Origin of the sequence: Pseudomonas argentinensis (assembly GCF_001839655.2) — a bacterium.
In the GTDB taxonomy this organism is placed as follows: Bacteria; Pseudomonadota; Gammaproteobacteria; order Pseudomonadales; family Pseudomonadaceae; genus Aquipseudomonas; species Aquipseudomonas argentinensis_B.
In genome coordinates this window covers 2619890-2639782 of record NZ_CP056087.1, presented here as the reverse complement: position 1 = coordinate 2639782, position 19893 = coordinate 2619890, and the positions used below count along the sequence as shown (strand labels likewise).

General features: G+C 53.2%; 15 protein-coding genes and 2 pseudogenes. 10 read left to right on the top strand and 7 right to left on the bottom strand.

Annotated features, from left to right (window positions below):
* Positions 1-39 precede the first annotated feature (39 nt).
* From SA190iCDA_RS11765 to SA190iCDA_RS11740, 6 genes are all read left to right on the top strand, one after another.
* Positions 40-3129 carry an error-prone DNA polymerase gene (locus tag SA190iCDA_RS11765; RefSeq protein ID WP_070888309.1) on the top strand — a complete coding sequence of 1030 codons (3090 nt, stop codon included), beginning with the start codon at positions 40-42 and terminating at the stop codon, positions 3127-3129.
* Between the two features lie 395 nt (positions 3130-3524).
* Positions 3525-4754 carry an ankyrin repeat domain-containing protein gene (locus tag SA190iCDA_RS11760; protein ID WP_170834009.1) on the top strand — a complete coding sequence of 410 codons (1230 nt, stop codon included), beginning with the start codon at positions 3525-3527 and terminating at the stop codon, positions 4752-4754.
* A 332-nt stretch (positions 4755-5086) separates the two neighbouring features.
* A complete protein-coding gene (locus tag SA190iCDA_RS11755; RefSeq protein ID WP_070888310.1) occupies positions 5087-6229 on the top strand; it encodes a hypothetical protein in 1143 nt (380 codons plus the stop codon).
* Between the two features lie 176 nt (positions 6230-6405).
* Positions 6406-7383: a hypothetical protein gene (locus SA190iCDA_RS11750; protein ID WP_070888311.1), complete on the top strand. Its 978-nt coding sequence runs from the start codon at positions 6406-6408 to the stop codon at positions 7381-7383.
* A 280-nt stretch (positions 7384-7663) separates the two neighbouring features.
* A protein-coding gene (locus SA190iCDA_RS11745; RefSeq protein ID WP_139159584.1) for an IS3 family transposase occupies positions 7664-8826 on the top strand; the annotation gives its coding sequence in 2 pieces (ribosomal slippage) (positions 7664-7919 and positions 7919-8826; 1164 coding nt in all).
* Positions 8827-9077: 251 nt separating this feature from the next.
* The gene (locus tag SA190iCDA_RS11740; protein ID WP_236100843.1) at positions 9078-9326 is read left to right on the top strand and encodes a hypothetical protein; all 249 of its coding nucleotides are present in this window, start codon (positions 9078-9080) and stop codon (positions 9324-9326) included.
* Between the two features lie 305 nt (positions 9327-9631).
* Here the strand turns inward: SA190iCDA_RS11740 and ligD (SA190iCDA_RS23445) are convergent, their stop codons facing one another.
* The 3 genes and pseudogenes from ligD (SA190iCDA_RS23445) to xth form a co-directional block, all read right to left on the bottom strand.
* Positions 9632-10501, bottom strand: a complete 870-nt coding sequence (ligD, locus tag SA190iCDA_RS23445; RefSeq protein WP_419203647.1) for a non-homologous end-joining DNA ligase — start codon at positions 10499-10501, stop codon at positions 9632-9634.
* Positions 10492-11457, bottom strand: a pseudogene (gene ligD / locus SA190iCDA_RS23440) (non-homologous end-joining DNA ligase); the annotation flags it as partial. The pseudogene ligD (SA190iCDA_RS23440) and the gene ligD (SA190iCDA_RS23445), both read right to left, overlap by 10 nt.
* Positions 11458-11676: 219 nt before the next feature.
* Positions 11677-12462, bottom strand: a pseudogene (xth, locus tag SA190iCDA_RS23240) (exodeoxyribonuclease III); the annotation flags it as partial.
* A gap of 617 nt (positions 12463-13079) precedes the next feature.
* On the opposite strand from xth, the gene SA190iCDA_RS11730 reads away from it, so the two are divergent.
* From SA190iCDA_RS11730 to SA190iCDA_RS11720, 3 genes are all read left to right on the top strand, one after another.
* Entirely contained in the window at positions 13080-13964 is an 885-nt protein-coding gene (locus tag SA190iCDA_RS11730; protein WP_083329845.1) for a LysR substrate-binding domain-containing protein, read from the top strand.
* A 97-nt stretch (positions 13965-14061) separates the two neighbouring features.
* Positions 14062-15222, top strand: a complete 1161-nt coding sequence (locus SA190iCDA_RS11725) for a pyridoxal phosphate-dependent aminotransferase (protein ID WP_070886915.1) — start codon at positions 14062-14064, stop codon at positions 15220-15222.
* Complete coding sequence (locus SA190iCDA_RS11720) at positions 15219-16145, top strand: AEC family transporter (RefSeq protein ID WP_070886916.1); 927 nt, start codon at positions 15219-15221, stop codon at positions 16143-16145. Before SA190iCDA_RS11725 ends, SA190iCDA_RS11720 begins: the two co-directional genes overlap by 4 nt.
* A gap of 115 nt (positions 16146-16260) precedes the next feature.
* On the opposite strand, the gene SA190iCDA_RS11715 is transcribed toward SA190iCDA_RS11720, so the two are convergent.
* Positions 16261-16596 (bottom strand): carboxymuconolactone decarboxylase family protein, encoded by a 336-nt coding sequence (locus tag SA190iCDA_RS11715; RefSeq protein ID WP_083329846.1) that lies wholly within the window; start codon positions 16594-16596, stop codon positions 16261-16263.
* A gap of 209 nt (positions 16597-16805) precedes the next feature.
* On the opposite strand from SA190iCDA_RS11715, the gene SA190iCDA_RS11710 reads away from it, so the two are divergent.
* The gene (locus tag SA190iCDA_RS11710) at positions 16806-17744 is read left to right on the top strand and encodes a LysR substrate-binding domain-containing protein (RefSeq protein WP_083329847.1); all 939 of its coding nucleotides are present in this window, start codon (positions 16806-16808) and stop codon (positions 17742-17744) included.
* A gap of 105 nt (positions 17745-17849) precedes the next feature.
* Here the strand turns inward: SA190iCDA_RS11710 and SA190iCDA_RS11705 are convergent, their stop codons facing one another.
* From SA190iCDA_RS11705 to SA190iCDA_RS11700, 3 genes are all read right to left on the bottom strand, one after another.
* Positions 17850-18254 (bottom strand): CopD family protein, encoded by a 405-nt coding sequence (locus SA190iCDA_RS11705; protein ID WP_236101280.1) that lies wholly within the window; start codon positions 18252-18254, stop codon positions 17850-17852.
* Between the two features lie 40 nt (positions 18255-18294).
* Positions 18295-18603 (bottom strand): DUF3817 domain-containing protein, encoded by a 309-nt coding sequence (locus tag SA190iCDA_RS23435; RefSeq protein WP_083329849.1) that lies wholly within the window; start codon positions 18601-18603, stop codon positions 18295-18297.
* Positions 18604-18737: 134 nt separating this feature from the next.
* Positions 18738-19796, bottom strand: a complete 1059-nt coding sequence (locus SA190iCDA_RS11700; protein ID WP_139159530.1) for a hypothetical protein — start codon at positions 19794-19796, stop codon at positions 18738-18740.
* Between the last annotated feature and the right edge of the window lie 97 nt (positions 19797-19893).

Below are 19893 nucleotides of genomic sequence, written 5' to 3'. Positions count from 1 at the left end.
CAGCAAAACTGTATATCCATACAGTAAAACCTGCTAGCAATGAACACTTCCACTCGTCCCCCAGTCCAGTACGCCGAGCTCCACTGCCTCAGCAATTTCAGCTTTCAACGTGGCGCTTCAAGCGCCAAGGAGCTCTTCGAAAAAGCCGGCCAACTCGGCTACGAGGCACTGGCAATCACTGACGAGTGTTCCTTGGCGGGCATTGTCCGAGCCTGGCAAGCCGCCAAGGAATCCGGCGTCCGGCTGATCACAGGGACTGAGGTAAGACTAGCCGACGGCCCCAAGCTCGTTTTGCTCGCTCAGAACCTGGCTGGCTACCAAAGGATCTGCGCACTCATCACAGCCGGACGCCGCCGTAGCCCGAAAGGACAGTACGAACTCAGCCGGGCAGATTTGGATGGCGACAACCATGGGGTTGTAGCTATCTGGATTCCAGGCGCGAATCGTGAGGTTGACCAGGGTCAATGGTTGGCAGAGCGCTTTCCAGGGCGCACCTGGATTGGTGTAGAGCTGCATAGGGATGCGGACGACGATCAGAAGCTCAGGGAGCTGATCAGCCTGGGCGAAGCCCTCCAGATGCCCGTGGTAGCGACGGGAGACGTGCACATGCATGTGCGTGGTCGCCGGGCTCTCCAAGACACGATGACAGCCATCCGACACCACTGCATCGTTGCTGAAGCAGGCGGACACCTATTTCAAAATGGGGAACGACATCTCCGCCCTATACCCGCCCTGACCGACCTCTACCCGTCAGATCTTCTAGCCGAGTCAGTTCGTATCGCCTCGCTCTGTACGTTCGACCTAAGCGAGCTGAAGTACGAGTACCCACATGAGGTAGTCCCGCAGGGAAAAACGCCAGCCGCCTGGTTGCGCGAGCTCACTTACGAAGGTGCCGCGTGGCGGTGGCCGGATGGTATGTCGCCCAAAGCGAGAATCCAGATCGAAGCCGAGCTTGGCTTGATCGAGGAGCTCCAGTACGAAAGCTACTTCCTCACCGTACATGACATCGTTCGCTTCGCCCGCAGCCAAAATATCCTCTGCCAAGGGCGCGGCTCAGCCGCCAACTCCGCAGTGTGTTTCGCGCTAGGCATCACTGAACTGGATCCGACTAGGATGGCCATGCTGTTCGAGCGCTTCATCTCGAAGGAGCGAAATGAGCCGCCAGACATCGATGTCGACTTCGAGCACGAGCGGCGAGAAGAAGTGATCCAGTACATCTTCAATCGCTACGGTCGAGAGCGTGCGGCTCTGACCGCCGTGGCCAGCAGTTACCACTTTGCCGGCGCGATCCGAGACGTTGCGAAAGCGCTTGGTTGGCAGCCTGATCAGGTCACGGCATTAGCGAATTGCTGCGGACGCTGGAGCGATCAACTGCCACCCGCCCAGCGCCTCCAGGAGGCCGGGTTTGACCCGGAAAATAAGCAGGTCAGGATGGTGTTGATCCTTACTGAGCAGCTCGTTGGATTTCCCCGGCATCTGTCTCAGCATCCGGGTGGCTTCGTGATCTCAGAACACCCGCTCTCGACGCTCGTGCCTGTCGAAAATGCGGCGATGAAAGACCGTACGATCATTCAGTGGGACAAAGACGATATCGATGCCCTGGGCCTCATGAAAGTCGATGTGCTGGCTCTGGGAATGCTAAGCGCTATCCGTCGCTGCCTCGATCTCCTGCGCACATACGAACGCAGGGATCTAACGCTCGCGACAATCCCACCCGAGGATGCAGCGACGTACCGGATGATCAGCAAAGCGGACACTCTCGGGGTATTCCAGATCGAGTCGCGCGCACAGATGTCGATGCTGCCGCGTTTGAAGCCAAAGACGTTTTACGACCTGGTGATCGAGGTGGCCATCGTGCGGCCCGGCCCTATCGTCGGCGACATGGTTCATCCCTACCTGCGGCGCCGCAATGGTGAGGAGGAAGTGACGTACCCAAGCGAAGAACTGCGTGACGTTTTCGAGCGCACGCTCGGTGTCCCGCTGTTTCAGGAGCAGGTCATGCGCCTGGCGATTGTCGCGGCGGGATACTCACCTGGCGAGGCCGATCAGCTTCGTCGATCGATGGCCGCCTGGAAGCGCCATGGAGGGCTGGAACCACATCAGATCCGGTTGCGCCAAGGCATGCTCGAACGAGGCTACAGCGAGGAGTTTGCGGCTCGCATCTTCGAACAGATCAAAGGCTTCGGCAGCTATGGTTTCCCGGAGTCGCACGCGGCCAGTTTCGCCCTGCTCACCTACGCGAGCTGCTGGCTCAAATGTCATGAGCAATCTGCCTATGCCTGCGCCCTCATCAACAGTTGGCCCATGGGCTTCTACAGTCCTGACCAGGTACTCCAGGATGCTCGCCGGCATGGCGTTGAGATCCGCCCTGTCGACGTGACGGTGAGCGATTGGGACTGCACCCTGGAAGCGCTGGATCGCCGACTGCCGGCGCTGCGAATGGGCTTGCGAATGATCAGGGGACTTGCTGAAACCGTGGGCAGAAGGATTCAGGTCGAACGGGAGGCGAAGGCCTTTAGCGACGTAGGCGACCTCTGTCTGCGCGCGGGGCTGGATCACAAGGCGCGCGAGCTCCTCGCTGAAGCTGATGCGCTGAAGAACCTCGCAGGGCACCGCCATGCGGCGCGTTGGGAAATTGCAGCGGTGCAGCAGCCGCTACCTCTGTTTGCCCAGGAGCCCGATGAGAAGCCGGTAGCGATTCCAGAGCCTAGCGTCGTGGAAAACATGCACGCGGATTATGCGCGGACAGGTACGACTCTGGGCCCGCATCCGATGGCGCTGCTCAGAGCTCAGCTGAAGAAGATGCGTGCAAAGAGCTCGCAGGATCTGAAGGAAATGGGAGACTGTAATCACGTCACCGTGATCGGGATTGTCACCGGCAGGCAGAGGCCATCGACTGCGAGCGGCGTCACCTTCGTGACCCTGGAAGACGAGTTCGGCATGACCAACGTCATCGTATGGAAGGACTTGGCTGAGCAGTATCGATCGGCTCTGGTGCATTCCAAGCTGCTGCAGGTGAAGGGCAAGCTGGAGGATCAGGAAGGTGTGGTGCATTTGATCGCGGGGCATCTGGCAGATAGGAGTGATTTACTGAAGGGGCTGGATGTGAGGAGCAGGAATTTTCACTGACGCCAACAGTGTAAGACCCTCTCATATAACCCGCCCGAATGGCCGGAACCGGCCAACAGCGGACGTTTGGCTTACAACTGGTCTGACTGCGTTCTTTTAGGCGGAGCGTCGAGTTTAATAATGCGATTTGGGCCTCGTACTGGTGGCAAATTTCTCGCTAGGATCAGCAGGCTTCCGATCTAAATCTCCGTTCGGACACAATCTAGTGGGTTGCTTCGTTCGTCATAAGTGGAAATAGAGATAGCTGTTCGTTTCTCTGCCACGATCCACGAAACTGGCAGCTACCTTAGCTGGGTTGCTTGCGGATATTCAGGAAATAGCTGTTGATTGATGCGCGAGCCACGCGGAAGGCGAAGTAGTGTCAGTCGATAATCACCTCTATGGAAGGATCAGATATGTTGAAACACGGGCCTCAGAGTCTTCTGGAAGTAACCGATGAACTGGAAGAGGAAATATTCAAAACCATAGCCACGGATGATGCCGAAAAGTTCAACTCCCTTCTTGAACAAGGTCTTTTCTTGGGTCATAACTTTAATGGCTCATGGATTGGAGATATTCTAAGCAATAATCCTGAAAGTATAAATTTCTATCACTGGACAGTTCCAGAAGTTATCGCATTAAAAAATGCCCTGAAGATTGCTGACAACGTATTTTCGCTACAGCATGTGCAGGCGCTCTTCCCCTATACAGCTGCTGTGGCCCAGGCTGCTTTATTGGGGAAGGCTGATATGATTCGCCTTATGATCAGTAAAGGTTTCGATCCAAACAAGAAACGTCATACCGAACCCCCGCTATTAATCGCAGTTATCAGTGGTAATTACGAGTGCTGCGAAGCGCTCGTTGGCTCTGGATTGTGCAACCCCTACGTAAAAGATCGATACGGCAGGATAGGCAAAGATGATCGCCCGCTAGGTGAAGCCGCGCGTCAAGGAAGACTGGATATTGTCAAACTGATTGTAGAGTTTAAAAAAGACAAAAAGACGCTGGTTCGCGCAGCAGTATTGGCTGCAGAAAATGGTCATGAAGAGATTGCGCAATATTTACTAGATAGCCTGGACGCAGGCAGGAAGAAAGGTAGTACCCAAGAGTATCCTTACCACATGGCTATACCTGCTGTTAAGCATCGAATGGTTAGTGTAATTGAGCGATTGTTGCGAATTGAGCCACGCATACTTGATCTGGTTGATAATAATCGGACTATGTTGTCTACCGCATGCGAGCATAATCATATTGACTTGGTAGAGTATTTTATTGGTTTGGGGGCAGATGTGCATGCCACCGACTCGTCGAAATATATTGTTTACTCTGGGAAAGGCTTCGCATTCTGCGCATCAGAAGAACTTTTCGAGGCTTGTAATCTGCCGCCTACGGGAGCGGGCGACATGAAGATATCTTTGCCCTTATATAGCCAGACACCTAGCAGCCCGCTAGCCGAGGCTGCGGCGAACGGACATCTTGAGATTGTAAAAATGCTGGTGGGGAGGGGTGTGAAACTTGACACTGCATATATCAAGTCTCCCAGGTTTGGCATAGATAGAGAACTGACATACGATGCTCCGGCAATAAATCTTGCAAGGGCTTATGGCCACGAAGCCGTCGTTGAATATCTGTCTACAGTATCTTAAGAAAGCTCCGGTAGGAATGGGCAGATTTTTTATCACTCTTAACGTCCGTCCTGCCCGATAGCCGCCGGGGACGATAGGATGCTACCGGCCAGAAGCAGTTATTAAACGCTTACAAAATCAGTGGTGATTCGGAGTGGCTATGACTCATAGAGGTAACGCACTCTCCGAGTGCTTATCCTCACATGATCGCGATCAAAAATAGGTATTCCCGCAGTCACTTTCTAACTTGCCAATGAATAGTGGCGCGATTGACAGTCTTTATAACGACACCACCGACTCATGAGAGTCGGTCTTTCTAACGGCAAAAAATTCCGTACCGATAGAGATATAAAATGGATACCCTCGAACACGTCGTAGATATATTGCGCCAGGCCAAAGCCTTTTCTGGTCGAGTGCCCAGTAAGGCTAGAGAAAAGGCGTCCCTTGCAGAAATACTCCGCGAATTACTTCCCGCCAACACCGAGTCATTGCAGCCAGACATCATCGATGAGCCTGCGAGCTATGAAGGGCTGCTTGCCCGCTTGGCCGTTATTAGTAATGGAGAGCTGTCGCCGAGCGACATTCAAATCAATGTCGGTCGCAACGAAAAACTCAGTCTCACATTTACTCAGCGGCAGGAAGCTTACTCGCTTCATTTCAAACATGAGAGCGGCACCTACATTGACGAGCGCTTCTTTGATGCGCTCCAGAAACACTGCAAAAAGAAGCTTGCCGGAAATTTTCTGTACTTCGCTGGGGCGGACTCTATCAACGTTGTTTACGTGCCGAAGAAAGCGTTCAAGCGCATTAACGCAGAAATGCTCAGTCAGCACAGTACCGATGCGCTGGCCACGCTTGTTCAGATGGGCGATCCCTACGCCATTCCATGGGAGGCTATAGCTCCAGAGATCCTGGAAGGCTTAACCAAGGAAGGAGAAACTTTGGCAACCGCTCTGATGAAAGCGAACTTCCCGGAGACGCTAAATGAGTATGGTTGCCCTCGGCGCCAAGGCATTCTTGAGGCACTGCAAGGTATGGTGAATGTGCATCGGGAAAATGCCCATGGCGAAACACCAAGTGATATAGCCAAGCAGAAGGGCTGGGATCATCTGTTAAAAGAAATGGATTACGGGATAGTAAAAACCCAGCCCATCGCTGCGATCCGTGAGCGTGAAAAAAGCGACTATAGCTACCAGGGTGACCTCAAATTTGCATTTGAGCGATTAGACAAAGCCGGACTTTTTGAGTCGATATATTTTGACCCTGACGCTCCCTATCAAAAGCTGCATATTTCCAAAACGCCAGACTTCACCTACGGTGACGGTACACTGCTAATTAGCCGTTACCGCTATGGTGGTGAATACATTGGTTATCAGGTTTTTAGTCAACGCCGAGGTGCAGACGGTTGGTCAGTAAGTTTGTTTGTTCCGGCCGGCAATGTAGATCAGTTATGCGAACTGATTGAGCGCTATTGCAAGCAGGGCTTATCAGCATAGCCATTTAGAAGGACTTAACGAGACGAATCAGTTTGACAGTCTCCCACGCCCCTACTATTGGCCGATAGCAGTACATCGTCAACGGCAATCGGCCAGAAGCAGGCTGTGGGGCGTCGAAATTTCGAGTAGGCTATCGTCACCATCCGAATATCCGCCGCTCAGCAGACATTAAAGACATGACGCACAAGAATTTTCTGGCGATGCGTGAAAAAATTGACGCCGCAATCTTTGGCGGAGAGGGACGTCATTTTTTGGACTTCCATTTCGCCGCCCATAACGAGTTCGCACAGGAATTCATCGAACTGATATGCGTTTTAGAAGACCTATGCCCAGGAGCGGGTTGCGCCACGGTCAAGAAGATTTCGTCCCTACGCGGGACAGATCGAGCGGTGTATGAACAGATTATTCAAGCGCTTTGCGAGTTAATCATCGGAAAAAGGTTCATCGACGCCTTTCCCGCTGATGAAGGATTCAAGCTCGATTGGGAGCCTACGGACATAGGCAAAGCTAATCCCGAGTTTATGATTGAGGGGCCAGAATGGCGCGTATTGGTAGAGGTGAAGTGCCCTTCGCTGTATGAGTACGAGCTTAAAAACCGCTCGGCAACACAACAACTCCCGGCGAGGATTCCTGGATTCAAGGATGTTATTTCAGAATTCTCTGGAGCGGAGCCAGCGCTTCCGCTGGACAATAAATTGAAGGACTTCCTCGTCAGCGCTGAAAGAAAGTTTTCAAGTTTTGGAGAAGTTTCCGTACCAACTTATGGCTTGCTCGTAGTCTGCTGGACGGAGCGAATGTTCGAGGCTGTGTCACCGCTGTCCAATGAAATATGCGGCCTACTCACCTCGGCCAGCTACTATCGTAAAGACGGGGAAGTGGTGGAGTTTGCGCACGTCTCTGGAGTTGTCACAACTCAACACCAAACCTTCTTACAAAGAGCACTTGCCGGGCGCCGCCCTAGCCACATCATGTCTGATTTGGATTACGGTTCATATTGGACGCCAGACACACCTGCGAACCCCATCCTCTCTCCGAACGAGTTTGCCAGGAGGCAATTGCCGCAAGAGATCATCAATGTGCTAGAAGCTGTGATGGTCGGACACCATCCAGATCCAATCGCAAGCCCAATGGATTTCGTCATCTGGCTGCACTGAGCATGCCACACCCTCTCTATGTAGGGCCTACCGTGTATGTTCAGCCCCTACCCTCTGAAGCGAAGGGCTGCTCCAGATAGATTTTAGCGGACGTCAACAGGCAACTTTTGGCCGACAGCTGCCCTTAGTTGAGGCCGAACATCGGCAGAAGAAGTAGTGGCCGCCAAAGGCCCCAGAACTGGACTAACCTCTCTGTCTTTGCAGACAAATCGAGATGTAGTGGTCTACTGATTCCGGACACCGATTTAGGCGAAAATCCTCGCCGCGAAAGAGGTGTTTGATGAGCAAGCAACGACGTACGTTTTCCGCAGAGTTCAAGCGAGAGGCAGCGGCCTTGGTACTGGATCAAGGCTACAGCCATGTCGAGGCCTGCCGTTCACTGGGCGTCGTGGACTCGGCATTACGACGCTGGGTGAAACAGCTCCAAGATGAGCGCCAGGGAGTCACGCCGAAAAGCAAGGCACTGACACCCGAGCAGCAGAAAATCCAGGAGTTGGAAGCCAGGATAGACCGACTGGAACGAGAGAAAACGATCCTAAAAAAGGCTACCGCTCTCTTGATGTCGGACGAGTTCAATCGTACGCGCTGATAGACCAGTTGAGTGAGCAGGAGTCGGTGGAAGTGGTCTGTTCAGCCTTCGATGTGGTGCGGTCTTGCTACTACGCCCATCGTCTTCGATGTCGTCGTGTCGATGCTCGCCGCGTGGCGCTACGTAGCCAGGTCAATCAGTTGTTCAGCCGGAGCCGAGGCTCGGCTGGAAGTCGGAGCATCTTGGGCATGCTGCGCGAGAGTGGCGAGACGATTGGCCGTTTTCGTGTGCGCCGGCTGATGCGTGAGCTGGGCCTGGTCAGCAAGCAACCAGGCTCGCACGCCTACAAGCAGGCCACGGTTGAGCGACCAGATATTCCCAATCGACTGAATCGCGAGTTCGCGACGGAAACACCCAATCAGGTCTGGTGTGGCGACATCACCTATATCTGGGTGCAAGGTCGCTGGTATTACTTGGCCGCAGTGCTGGATCTACATACCCGCCGGGTAGTTGGCTGGGCGTTCTCAGCCAAACCAGATGCCGAGTTGGTCATCAAGGCCCTGGACATGGCTTACGAGCAACGCGGCAAGCCACAACAGGTAATGTTCCATTCGGACCAGGGCAGTCAGTACGCCAGCCGTCTGTTCCGCCAGCGGTTGTGGCGCTACCGAATGCAGCAGAGCATGAGTCGTCGGGGTAATTGCTGGGACAATTCACCGATGGAGCGCCTGTTCCGAAGCCTAAAGTCGGAATGGGTTCCAACGACCGGATACCTAACCGCTCAAGAAGCTCAACGGGACATCAGTCATTACCTGATGCACCGTTACAACTGGATCAGGCCGCATCAGTTCAACGACGGACTGCCACCTGCGGTGGCCGAAGAAAAACTTAACCCACTGTCCGGTATAAGTTGACCACTACAAGATGCCCTATGGAGAGCGCAAAAATCCAAGCATTCGCGAAAAGGTACACCGCTGCGCTCATCAACACCGCTCCACCGAATGAGGTGGATCTTTCGAGCGAGGGCTTTACGCCCGATGAACGAGAGGCCGTATACAGAGCGCTCAACCAAATCCGGGAAAGGATGATTGTTGAGGCGGAAGTACTGGAGTCACTTTGAGAATGACACTTGGGCTTGGCCTAAGGAATTCCGGAGGTACGAATCATGCTGAGCTACACAATGATCGGCTCGAACGACCTATCGGCTGCAGGTAGGTTCTACAACGCGATTCTGTTGCCGTTGGGGTACGAAGTGGAGCGCTGGGAAAAGCAGCTGTGCTATTCGATGCCCGGCATTGAGGATCAGGAGAACGGCCCAGGTGCCTTTCATGTGACCACTCGTACGACGGTAAGCCGGCGACAGTTGGCAACGGCACCATGGTTGCTTTTCGCGCACCTACACACGAGAAAGTGAGAAGCCTGCATGCTGAGGGGTTACGCCATGGCGGTGCGGATGAAGGTGCCCCTGGTTTTCGCGAGGCTTACAGTCCTAACTTTTTTGTGGGCTATTTGCGAGACCCGGACGGCAACAAAGTAGCGCTCTTTTGTACGAGTGCTTCTGAGCCTACCCGCCCCTAGTGAAAGTCCGGCCTCGCACGCTCACTCAGTTTTCAGACGGAGTCTACGGAGGACGGCCATGGGCATGACGAAAGCTCTTGCCAGCATGACTCAATCGCGACGATTCCCGAGGTGGCCACAGGTTGACCCACCGCCTACTGCTCACTTCATACCAATACGTTTGCGCATGTCTCGGGTAATAGTCTGCTTCGTATCGCGCAACCCCGCCCAAGGGTCTTCCTTCAGCTGATCCAGCCGTTCGTGGAGGTTGACGATAGTCCAAGCGTTGGCTGCTTTAAGCTCACCCACTTCTTCGCGATGGATCGGCACGGACACCGGCAAGCCCTCTCTCGCCCGCACCGAATACGCAGAGATAGTCGTCGCCCCAAGGCCATTACGCAGGTAGTCGATGAAGATACGGCCCACTCGATTTCTTGGGCCAGAAATGGCTGAAAACCGGTCAGGAATGAGCCGCGCCATATATTTCACAATGCTCTGGCTGAACGCCTTCACGTCCTCCCAGCTGTCCTTCGGAGTAAGCGGCACAACGATATGGATCCCCTTGCCCCCACTGGTTTTCAGGAACGACTTGAGTCCTAGCTCATCAAGCACCGTAAGCGTTAGCTGGGTGGCTTCAACCATGCTTTTCCACGGCAGGGCCGGATCAGGATCGAGATCCAACACGAAGCGATCCGGACGTTTCAGATCAGCGCCCGTAGCGTTCCAGGTATGCAATTCGATCGTGCTCATTTGAACGGCCCCTAGCAGTGCTTCGGGGCTGTTGATCACCATCGCAGGATGGCCGGCCTGGGCTTTGCTGATCGAGTCGATACCTTGGATAGCCAGGCTCTCTGGATTCTTTTGAAAGAACAGCTGCGCACCGATGCCTTCAGGAGCCCTCACAAGCGCCACCGGGCGGTCGGCGAGTTGGGGAATGATCCAGTCCAGCGTCCGTATGTAGAACTCCGCCAGATCCCGCTTGGTAAGGCCGCTGCTGGAATCAATGACGCGGTCGGGGTGAGTTAAACGCATGTGACTCGATGCACCTGCGCCCCAGAGCGCCGAGAGGATCTGGTAGGTTCCGGCTTCGCATCGCTCGCCGCCGACCGAGCACCGACCTTCTTAGGCTGCTCTTCGGTGATAGCTACCGCAGGTTTGTCGACGCGAAGCCCTTGAAACACGGCATGCCTGACAATCCCATCCTTGGTGATCTGCGCGAACGAGATCTCCGCAAGCAGTACAGGCTCAAGCCAGTGCACGCCTTTAGCATCAGGGCCCTTTGGAGGATTCGTGACAGGCACCCCTTTCGTCTCCAGCGGATGCAGTTCGGCGTAGAGCGAGTTCAGGCTAGCTTCATTGAAGCCAGTACCCACCTTGCCCGTGTACTTCAGCTCACCTGAGTCCGGATCATGCAGTGCGAGAAGCAACGCGCCGAACTTGGCGCGCGCGCCCTTGGGATCGGTGTAGCCAACGACAACAAACTCCTGCCTGCGCTTGCACTTCAGCTTGATCCAATCATCGCTGCGCCTCGATCTGTAAGCGCTGCTGACCCTCTTTCCGATCAAGCCTTCCATCTGCATTTGGCACGCGCTGTTCAGAAGCGCCTCGGGGGCCTCTTCGAAATCCTCGGAGAATCGTAGAATCTTCGATCCGGACTTGGGCTCGCTCAGCAGATCAGAAAGTGCCTCCCGACGCTCCTCTAATGGTGCATCACGTAGGTCATTTCCCTCCAGAAATGGGAGGTCAAACAGGTAGTAGATGATGTCCGCGCTGCGGCCTGAGTCGAACGCATTCTGCAGAGCCTGAAAGTCCGGCAATCCCTTATCGTTCGGAACCACCATCTCACCGTCGAGCCACCCGTTTTTGACTCCGAGCTTCGCGATAGCTGCAGCCTGAGCGGGTAGCTTCTCCGTCCAGTCGTGGCCATTTCGAGTGAAGAATTTCACCTCGCCATTCATGATGCGAGCGAGCATGCGATACCCATCGAATTTGATCTCGTAGCGCCATTCACCGGGCGGTGCTGACTCCACGAGTGTGGCGAGCTGCGGTTTAAGCGTATCGGGAGTCTTGCTGGCCGAAGCCTTCTTAGCTCCCTTACTCGTCTTTCCGCCTGCCTTTGTCGGCGCTGTTTGCGAGTTTGGATCATCGGCACGATTGGTCTTCCGATTGCCCGAGCCTGTCGCCTTCGCCACACGCCCACGCGGCAGCTTCCGCCCGCCCACCTCGATCCAAGTCGGCGTGTGGTCGCTCGGATGTTCCTCACCTCGCACCCAGGTATCTACGCCCGCAGCGACGAGATGAGGAGCAAGTGCTGGATTGGTCAGCAGATGATCGATGCGCAGGCCCGAATTGGTCTGCCAGTGGTGCCTGAAGTAATCCCAGTAGGTGAAGATCTGCTCTTCCGGATGAAGATGCCGAATGCTGTCCACCCAACCCTGATCCAGGAGCCGCTGGTAGCACTCACGGCTTTCAGGCTGCAGCAACGCATCCTTCAACCACGACCTGGTGTTGTAGATGTCGAAGTCCGTTGGTACCACGTTGAAGTCGCCCGCAAGCACCACAGGGTGCTCAAGTGCCTGAAGGCTTTTGGCGTGCTCGATCAGGTGCTCGAACCAGGCCAGTTTGTAATCAAACTTAGGCCCTGGACGTGGGTTGCCATTCGGCAGGTACAAACAGGCGACTACGATGCCGTGAGCAGCAGCCTCGATATATCGCGCCTGCTTGTCCCCCTCGGCTCCGGGAAGCCCTCTACGAATCTCCAACGGTTGCGCGTCGCGCGCGAGGATTGCCACGCCATTCCAGGACGTCTGCCCCTGATAGACCACGCCGTACCCCGCCGCTTCGATGTCCTTGGCGGGGAATGACTTGTCTGGCGATTTCAGCTCCTGCAGGCAAACAACATCAGGTGCCTCGCGCTCCAACCAGCTCAGTAAGTTGGAGAGGCGCGCGTTGATGCCATTGATATTGAAGGTTGCGATCCGAAGGCGTTTCATCACGGGTCACCTGATTAATCGTCAGGATTATGACCAAGGGTTGCGAGCATTCAGTCCAGTAGAATCAACCTGATGACAAGGGCCCTGCAGGCAAAGGCTGTCTGAGCTCGCGCCAAAAGCGCGCTGTAACCCTGTTTTTTTGCACTGTAACCTCAGCAGGTTTACCGCGATAAAAAGCTGGTTTACATCCTATGCTAAGCCTCTGAGCCACTCCCCATACGCCACCGAGTCGAGCTCCTAGATCACGTGCCGAATGTGGCTGCCTCATACCGAATACCTTGTTTATAGAAAGAGCTTCCATGCTGAGGCTGGCGTGAAGCCGCCCGCGCTGTGCAAAAGCCGTCTTGGCGTATCAGCCAAGCCCTTCTCAAGCCCGCCTGGCAAAACGTCAGGCTCGGTGACACACCACCACGCATGCCTCCTACTGATAAACGTCGTCGGTGTACGTCCCAGTTCTTGTCAGACGAAGTTGCACTGCTTCGATAGGCTTACTGCGGCGGAGGGATATCTGAGGCTCACGTGAGCGCCAAACTCGAATTTCCTCCCCTAGAAGTCGGCATTTGTTATATAGGATGGCTATTACGTCCTATCGATTCGGATTTTAAGGTTGGTCAAACATGTCACTTCGTGCTCTACGCACTTTATTGGCGATTGCACAGCATGGTTCGTTCGCAAGAGCCGCTGAGGCTGTGCACCTCACCCAATCTGCCGTGAGCTTGCACGTCCGGGGGCTAGAGGAAGAATTCAACGCCTCCCTGTTTGATCGATCTCGACGCCTACCCGTTCTCACTGAAGCGGGTCATTTAGCTGTAGAGCGAGCCCGGGAAATACTAGCAATTTATGAAAGCATCGCTTCTGATCTCGGTGATGGCAGCGAGCTGCGAGGCCGACTAAAGGTAGGGGCCATACAAACAGCGTTAGCAGGCGTCCTGCCAAAAGCATTAGCCAGGCTAAGTCTTGAGCAACCAAACCTGCGGATAAACGTTTCGTCAGGAATGTCTGCCGAGCTAGCCACTCGTATCGAGTCTGGAGAGCTTGATGCAGCGATAACTACAGAGCCAGTAAAGCCGCACCCAAGTGGCTTGGTGAGTACCGCTCTCTACCAAGAGGGTTTTTGGGTCATTTTTCCTGCACACCTGGCAGGATCGGACTGTCGGCGCATCTTGCAAGAGAATCCCTTCATTCGCTTCGACCGACGTGCTTGGGCCGGTAGAACGATCGAGCGCGAACTACGACGTTCGCGGATTAAGGTTCAAACTAGCATGGAGCTCGATAGTCAAGACGCAATCATTCAGATGGTCGCGAGCGGCCTAGGAGTCGCGGTCATCCCCCTTTCCTCTCGCGATGTAAGTCATCTTGACGGCGTGCTCCGGCTACCATTCGGTGACCCTCATCAAATGCGTCGTGTTGTGCTTTTAGAGCGCGAAGACAGGCCGGCTGGAAGGCTGGTAAAAGCTCTCGCAGAAGCCATTCACAAAGAAACCTCACCCACTGACCCATGAGAATTAATTGATCATAAGCTGATTTATTATCGTTTTTTATTAATAGATCACATCGCTATCGTAGCGCTCATTAAGTCCCACCAAGAGCGCTTCTGCGATGATCAGCCCCAATTACCAGATCACCCAATCTCCTATTCTGCTCATGGCTCGACGAGCTGCCGAACTGCGGGCGGCCAATCACGACGTGATCGATCTGACTCTTGGAGAACCTGATTTCACCGCTCCGAGCCATGTCATCGAGGCTGCACTGCAGGCGATGCAGCAACGCCTTGGATACACGCCCGCAAATGGTCTACCCGCTTTAAGGCAAGCCATTCGCGATCGCATGGAAGCCGACCGCAGGTTGAATTACGACGATGATCAAGTTGCGGTTGGCTGCGGTGCCAAACAGATTATCTTCAACGCCTTTTTTGCCACGCTGAAGCGCGGCGACGACGTTCTCATTCCTGCACCGTACTGGGCTAGCTATCCAGACATGATCAGAATGTGCGGCGCATCACCAGTGGTACTCCCGACCACCGCCGCAGAGGGGTTCAAAATTACGCCAGAACACCTCGCCGCCGCACTCAAGCTCTCAAAGCGCCCGCGCTGGCTTGTATTGAATGCCCCAGGGAACCCATCAGGCGCGCTATACAGCAAGCGAGATCTGGAAGCTCTGGCAGAGGTGCTGCGCCGCTATCCCGAAGTGATGATTCTGTCTGACGATATATACGCTGAAATTCTCTACGTCAGCGAATCTTACTCAACCCTCGCCGCCGTAGCGCCTGACCTAGCAGAGCGCGTACTGATCGTCGATGGTGTATCTAAAGCCTATGCGATGACAGGCTGGCGGGTTGGTTGGGGCTGCGGCCCACGCGCGCTGATAGCAGCCATCACCTCAGTGCAATCTCAGAATTGCACGCAAACCAGCACACTCAGCCAGCACGCCGCTATCGCAGCACTGAACGGCCCGCGCGACTTTTTGCAAGAACGCAATGAGATCTATCGCCAGCGCCGAGATGCTGCGATGAACATCCTGAGCTCTTCAATGGCACTCGATGTAACAAGCCCCGAGGGCGCCTTTTACCTCCTGCCCAAGATTAAAGGTATCACTGACGACCAAAAGCTCGCTTACGACTTACTAACGTCCGGAGTGGCAACTGTCCCCGGCAGTGCATTCGGGATGCCAGGTCACATCAGGCTCTCCTTTGCAACCGACCAGGCTAGCCTCGTCGAAGGCTGTAAACGTCTTGTAGCCGCATTGGTTAGCGAAAAATGACATATCTACTACTCCTAGCCCTGGCCCCAATCATAATATTCATCGGAATGGGAGCATGGTTCAGGCATAGGGGCTTTTTACAAGAATCTTTCTGGTCGCAGGCGGAACGCTTAGGTTATTACGTTCTCCTACCCTCATTATTTTTTCACAGCCTAGCAACAGCGGAACTTGGCAAAGTTCCGCTTATTGAGATGACTCTCGCCTTAGTATTTTCAACAGTAATAGCAGCCGCAACGCTCGTTTTGACGAAGCCACTGCTGGGAATTGATGACCCGGGATTTACTTCAGTCTTTCAAGGCGGTGTGCGCTTCAACAACTACGTAGGTATTTCAATTGCTGCAGGATTGCTCGGCGCTCATGGAATCGCGCTGGCGACGGTAGCTAACGCAGCGATCGTACCAACCGTAAACGTGCTGTGCATTTTAGTTTTCGCGCGTTATGGCGCTGGCGGCCAGCTGTCACCAAAGTCCATAGGACGGCAACTGATGCTAAACCCCCTCGTGATCGCTTGCACCCTCGGTATCATCGCTCAAACGATAGGGTTTCGAATTCCCGCCTGGGTCGAGCCGGTGTTAAAAGCTCTCGGTCAAGCGTCATTGCCATTGGGACTGTTGTGTGTGGGAGCGGCTTTGAACCTTAGCAACTCGATCAGCTGGCTGAGACCGATCGTGTGGTCGTCTTCTATAAAATTTTTACTCATGCCCTTCATGACGCTTGGTTTTTGCCACATATTTGGCTTAACAGGTGAAGCAGCAGTTGCAGCTATATTGTTCCAGGCGCTACCTACCGCTTCATCCTCTTATATCATGGCGAGACAACTAGGCGGGGATGCTCCCCTGATGGCCGGAATCGTTGCGGGCCAGACGTTGCTTGCGGCAATTACCTTACCGGTTATCCTACTGAGCAGCACCCAGTGGCTGTAGCAAAGATTGATCATTCAAAGGAGAACAAAGGACGGCTGAGTAATATCAATCCGCCATCCCTCCTTCAACATTCACAAAGACCACTGAAGCCAAGGTAAAAAACAACTGGCCCCAACTACGTCTTCTCAAAGGCAGAAACCGCATCAAGGACGCGTGCCGTATAGGTCAGCGCCGCGCCCGCATTCAACGCTATAGCCACGCTCAACGCTTCAGCAATTTCCTCTCGCGTAGCACCGTGCCCCAATGCTGCTTGAGCGTGTACAGCTATACAACCATCACACCGAGTCGTGACCGCTACAGATAATGCAATCAGCTCATGCACTTTAGGGTGTAAGTGCTTTGCTGGTGCACTGCCAATTGCAGTAATACCACGCATCGTGTCAGGCGCCAATTTTGCGAACTGCCCGACTTTTTCTGTCAGTTGGCCCGAATACTCTTTCCAGTCGATCATTTAGCTGCCTCGTTAAAGAACTCTAGATTGATGCGGAAAACTGTTATACCGCCACACCAAAAAACTATATTAATGCCTCACTGGTCGCGTTTTGAATTGCTTTTCAAACAATCGGCCTTTGCTTTCTCCAGATTGAGCGCATATGCTGATAGAGGTATACTGAGAAGGCAACGCATAAGATCTTGCCTAGCGAAAAAGAAAAACTATCAATGCCAGCACCTACACACCTCAATGCGTTACGAGCTTTTGAAGCTGCAGCACGACATCAAAGCTTCTCTGAAGCAGCAATCGAACTGAGCGTTACCCCTGCTGCAGTCGGTCAACAGGTGAGAAGTTTGGAGGCATTGCTAGGAGTTTCTCTTTTTATTCGAATAGGAAGCGGAGCTAATCGTCTAATACTTACGGATGCAGCGCAGGCAGCATTGCCATATATCCAAGAAGGATTTGATCGCCTAAACTTTGGGCTAGCATGTCTAAAAGACGATAGTCGACGATCCAGTTTAACGGTAGCCTTGAGCCCAGCATTCGCCTCTAAGTGGCTGCTGCCTCGAATTGAGAGATTTCAACAGGCATATCCGACAATCAATGTGCTACTCGATACCAATCCTCGATCAGTAGACTTCAAAAGTCAGCATTTCGATATAGGTGTTCGCTACGGATCTGGAGATTGGGTGGGACTAATAGCGATCCACTTGATGGATGAGGTAATTTTCCCAGTCTGTTCGCCAAATTTTCGGCTGTTACAAAACGGGATACTCGAGCGCGAAGCATTGGAAAAGTCGACGCTCATTCATGACCTTAGCATGGCTGAAGATCATGATTATCCAACGTGGAGAATGTGGCTGGATGCATCAGGGTATGAGCACATCGCGACCGGTAACGGATTGCGAGTTACTAGTTCGGCTGAGGTTCTACAGGCAGCTATCGAGGGTCATGGTTTAGCGCTGGCTAGAAGTGTCATAGTTCATGATGATTTGGCAGCGGGACGTCTAATGCGCCCCTTCGTAGATAAAGGTTTAGAGTGCCCCCTCACCCAAGCATATTATCTCGTATACAAGGAAGGCTTCGGGGAACTAGCAAAGGTTCGGAACTTTCGAGACTGGCTGCTCGCGGAAGCAAGAAATTTTTCGCAAGTCAGTGAGTCCTGATTAGAGATAAGATCTGGGATCATCAGAACTGAACCATTCCTCGAATAACCGATAGAATCGTAATAGACGTAATAAAGAGGCGACCTATCTAAACCCCTAAAGCCATTAAAACGGCTTGAATATCGTAAGAAAAACAATTACTAGCGGCGCACCAAGAATGATTGACAACAAGACTCTTAGATCAATTCCAGGGTTGGCACTTCCGTTATTCAATATCCGACGTAATGTGCCGGCCTGGACGCTATGAGCGCCCGCAAGCAGCATGACAATGGCTATTTTTGCAGACAGCCATCCTGCTCCAAACCATCCGCTAGTAATTCCAACACCGACACCGCTACTAAAAGCAACCAACATAGCGGGCGTGGTTATATGCCGGTTCCACTTGATCAGAAGACGCAAGGTGGAACGTTCTTCAGGCATTGGAGGGCCCGGCAATTTTCTGCTCACCCTTAACAACAGTGCTTGCATGATAACTCCGGCGACCCACAACAGCACGAAGAACACGTGCATCACCTTAAGCGTCAAATAAAGCACTATCCACTCCTCTTTCTTAACCCTGTTTTCGCAGGAGCCGCGCTGTAAAGAAGCCTCCCGCTGGGACGAAGGCAGCGAGCAACACCCGCAGCAGCATCCCCCTGCTCCAAGAGCGCTCTGCCGCTGCCATGAGTGCAGTTGAAACATAAGTAATAAAGGCAATCCCGTGAACGGGCCCCAGAAAGGAGACTAGTTGGGGATCGCCGCCCAAGTATTTTAGTGGCACTGCAACGCCTACGAGCAGTAGCAGTGTAAGCCCCTCAACACGCGCAGCCCATATCAGACTTCGTAAAGGGGAAGCTTCGAAGCCTTTCGAATTTTGCATGCCTTAAACCTATCAATAATTAGCAGCATTGAGGGATGGTAGATGCCGACTACAAAAACGCGAAGTCCAGTACCCAAATGTCTTCTTCGGTTCCGATGTAGCTTTAAAATGTTTGAACACAGACAAGATACTTTTCAGTCCCTCACCTTCGCATCAAGACCGCTTAAGTACGTGATGACCAACTGGATACCCTCGTCATGAGAAACAGTTGTGCCAATTTGCGGCATGTGTAGAGGGCCTGAAGTTGTCATTCTCCTAGCAATTTCTTGCCGCTTTGAATAGGTCGCTACGTGGTCAGCTGTCTCCTCGTACGTCAAGTTAAGTCGGGTAAACCTAGCTGTACCTTTAGGCCTGTGGCAGTGCGCACAGTTAGCGTCAAGATAAGCTCTGGCCCTATCTTCAAGGGAGGTCAGTTCGGCCCTGTAATCAGGTGTGCGTATGACTACCGCCGGCGGGATCATATCTAGCTTATTGCCGCTCTGTAAGTATTCGAGCTGATTGACGAGTGCCCCATCCCTTTGTACGTCGATATTCATATTTCTAAGCTTCATACCGAGAGGAACAAGCTGACTGCCCTGACGGTGGCAGGCAAGACAGTCGGAACGCGAGGGAACCCTGTAATCGATGCTTCTGCTGTGCCCTTTTTCGTCAATAAAAGAGATAGGAACTGTGGCGCTGTCTTGTAGCAGAAAAGCCTCATCCTGCATGGCGTTCCATTTATAGGTAGCAGCACTCCATTCGGACTCATTTTTAATAAGAACCCGGGTCTCCACTATTAATTTCGAGATGCCAGCGCCTTTAGTTGATCGCGGATAGAAGAATGTTTTGGCGATTACAGTGCCATCTGGAAAATCAGGAAGATCACTACCCTTCCCCCTCATTCTCTCTCCCTTCGGCAAAAAAATTAGGCGTTGCTTCTCTGCGTAATCAGTGAATAGCGGCGACGCTATTTCAATAATTGAAGCTTCATCAACAGGAACAAGCTCGGAAATGGTTCCCTTAAAAAAACCATATTCGGAAAGCCTTGATTCAAAGACAAAATTATCTCCTTGATTGGAGTCCGTTCTGCAGCCGCCAAGCTGTATAATCGAGCTACAAAGCCATGCTGCGAGCAACGCAGCAACTGCTCTGCTAGTGATAACTTCTCGTTTCCGAGCACTGATCTTTAATTGGTGCAAGTTTGAATAATCCAAGCAAATTCGGAAATTTTCTAAGTCTTCGGATATCGCCTGGTGCGCTCTTCGCTCCAGATCATTGGTTGATGACCTCCCCCTCGCTGCGCTTCACCTT

Excerpts from the sequence above, each read along its gene's own strand:
- SA190iCDA_RS11720 (WP_070886916.1), top strand. The coding sequence starts at position 15,219 with ATGACATATCTACTACTCCTAGCCCTGGCCCCAATCATAATATTCATC.
- SA190iCDA_RS11715 (WP_083329846.1), bottom strand. The coding sequence starts at position 16,596 with ATGATCGACTGGAAAGAGTATTCGGGCCAACTGACAGAAAAAGTCGGG.
- SA190iCDA_RS11725 (WP_070886915.1), top strand. The coding sequence starts at position 14,062 with ATGATCAGCCCCAATTACCAGATCACCCAATCTCCTATTCTGCTCATG.
- SA190iCDA_RS11755 (WP_070888310.1), top strand. The coding sequence starts at position 5,087 with ATGGATACCCTCGAACACGTCGTAGATATATTGCGCCAGGCCAAAGCC.
- SA190iCDA_RS11705 (WP_236101280.1), bottom strand. The coding sequence starts at position 18,254 with ATGCACGTGTTCTTCGTGCTGTTGTGGGTCGCCGGAGTTATCATGCAA.
- SA190iCDA_RS11730 (WP_083329845.1), top strand. The coding sequence starts at position 13,080 with ATGTCACTTCGTGCTCTACGCACTTTATTGGCGATTGCACAGCATGGT.
- SA190iCDA_RS11710 (WP_083329847.1), top strand. The coding sequence starts at position 16,806 with ATGCCAGCACCTACACACCTCAATGCGTTACGAGCTTTTGAAGCTGCA.
- SA190iCDA_RS11750 (WP_070888311.1), top strand. The coding sequence starts at position 6,406 with ATGACGCACAAGAATTTTCTGGCGATGCGTGAAAAAATTGACGCCGCA.
- SA190iCDA_RS11765 (WP_070888309.1), top strand. The coding sequence starts at position 40 with ATGAACACTTCCACTCGTCCCCCAGTCCAGTACGCCGAGCTCCACTGC.
- ligD (WP_419203647.1), bottom strand. The coding sequence starts at position 10,501 with ATGCGTTTAACTCACCCCGACCGCGTCATTGATTCCAGCAGCGGCCTT.
- SA190iCDA_RS11740 (WP_236100843.1), top strand. The coding sequence starts at position 9,078 with ATGCTGAGCTACACAATGATCGGCTCGAACGACCTATCGGCTGCAGGT.
- SA190iCDA_RS23435 (WP_083329849.1), bottom strand. The coding sequence starts at position 18,603 with ATGCAAAATTCGAAAGGCTTCGAAGCTTCCCCTTTACGAAGTCTGATA.
- SA190iCDA_RS11760 (WP_170834009.1), top strand. The coding sequence starts at position 3,525 with ATGTTGAAACACGGGCCTCAGAGTCTTCTGGAAGTAACCGATGAACTG.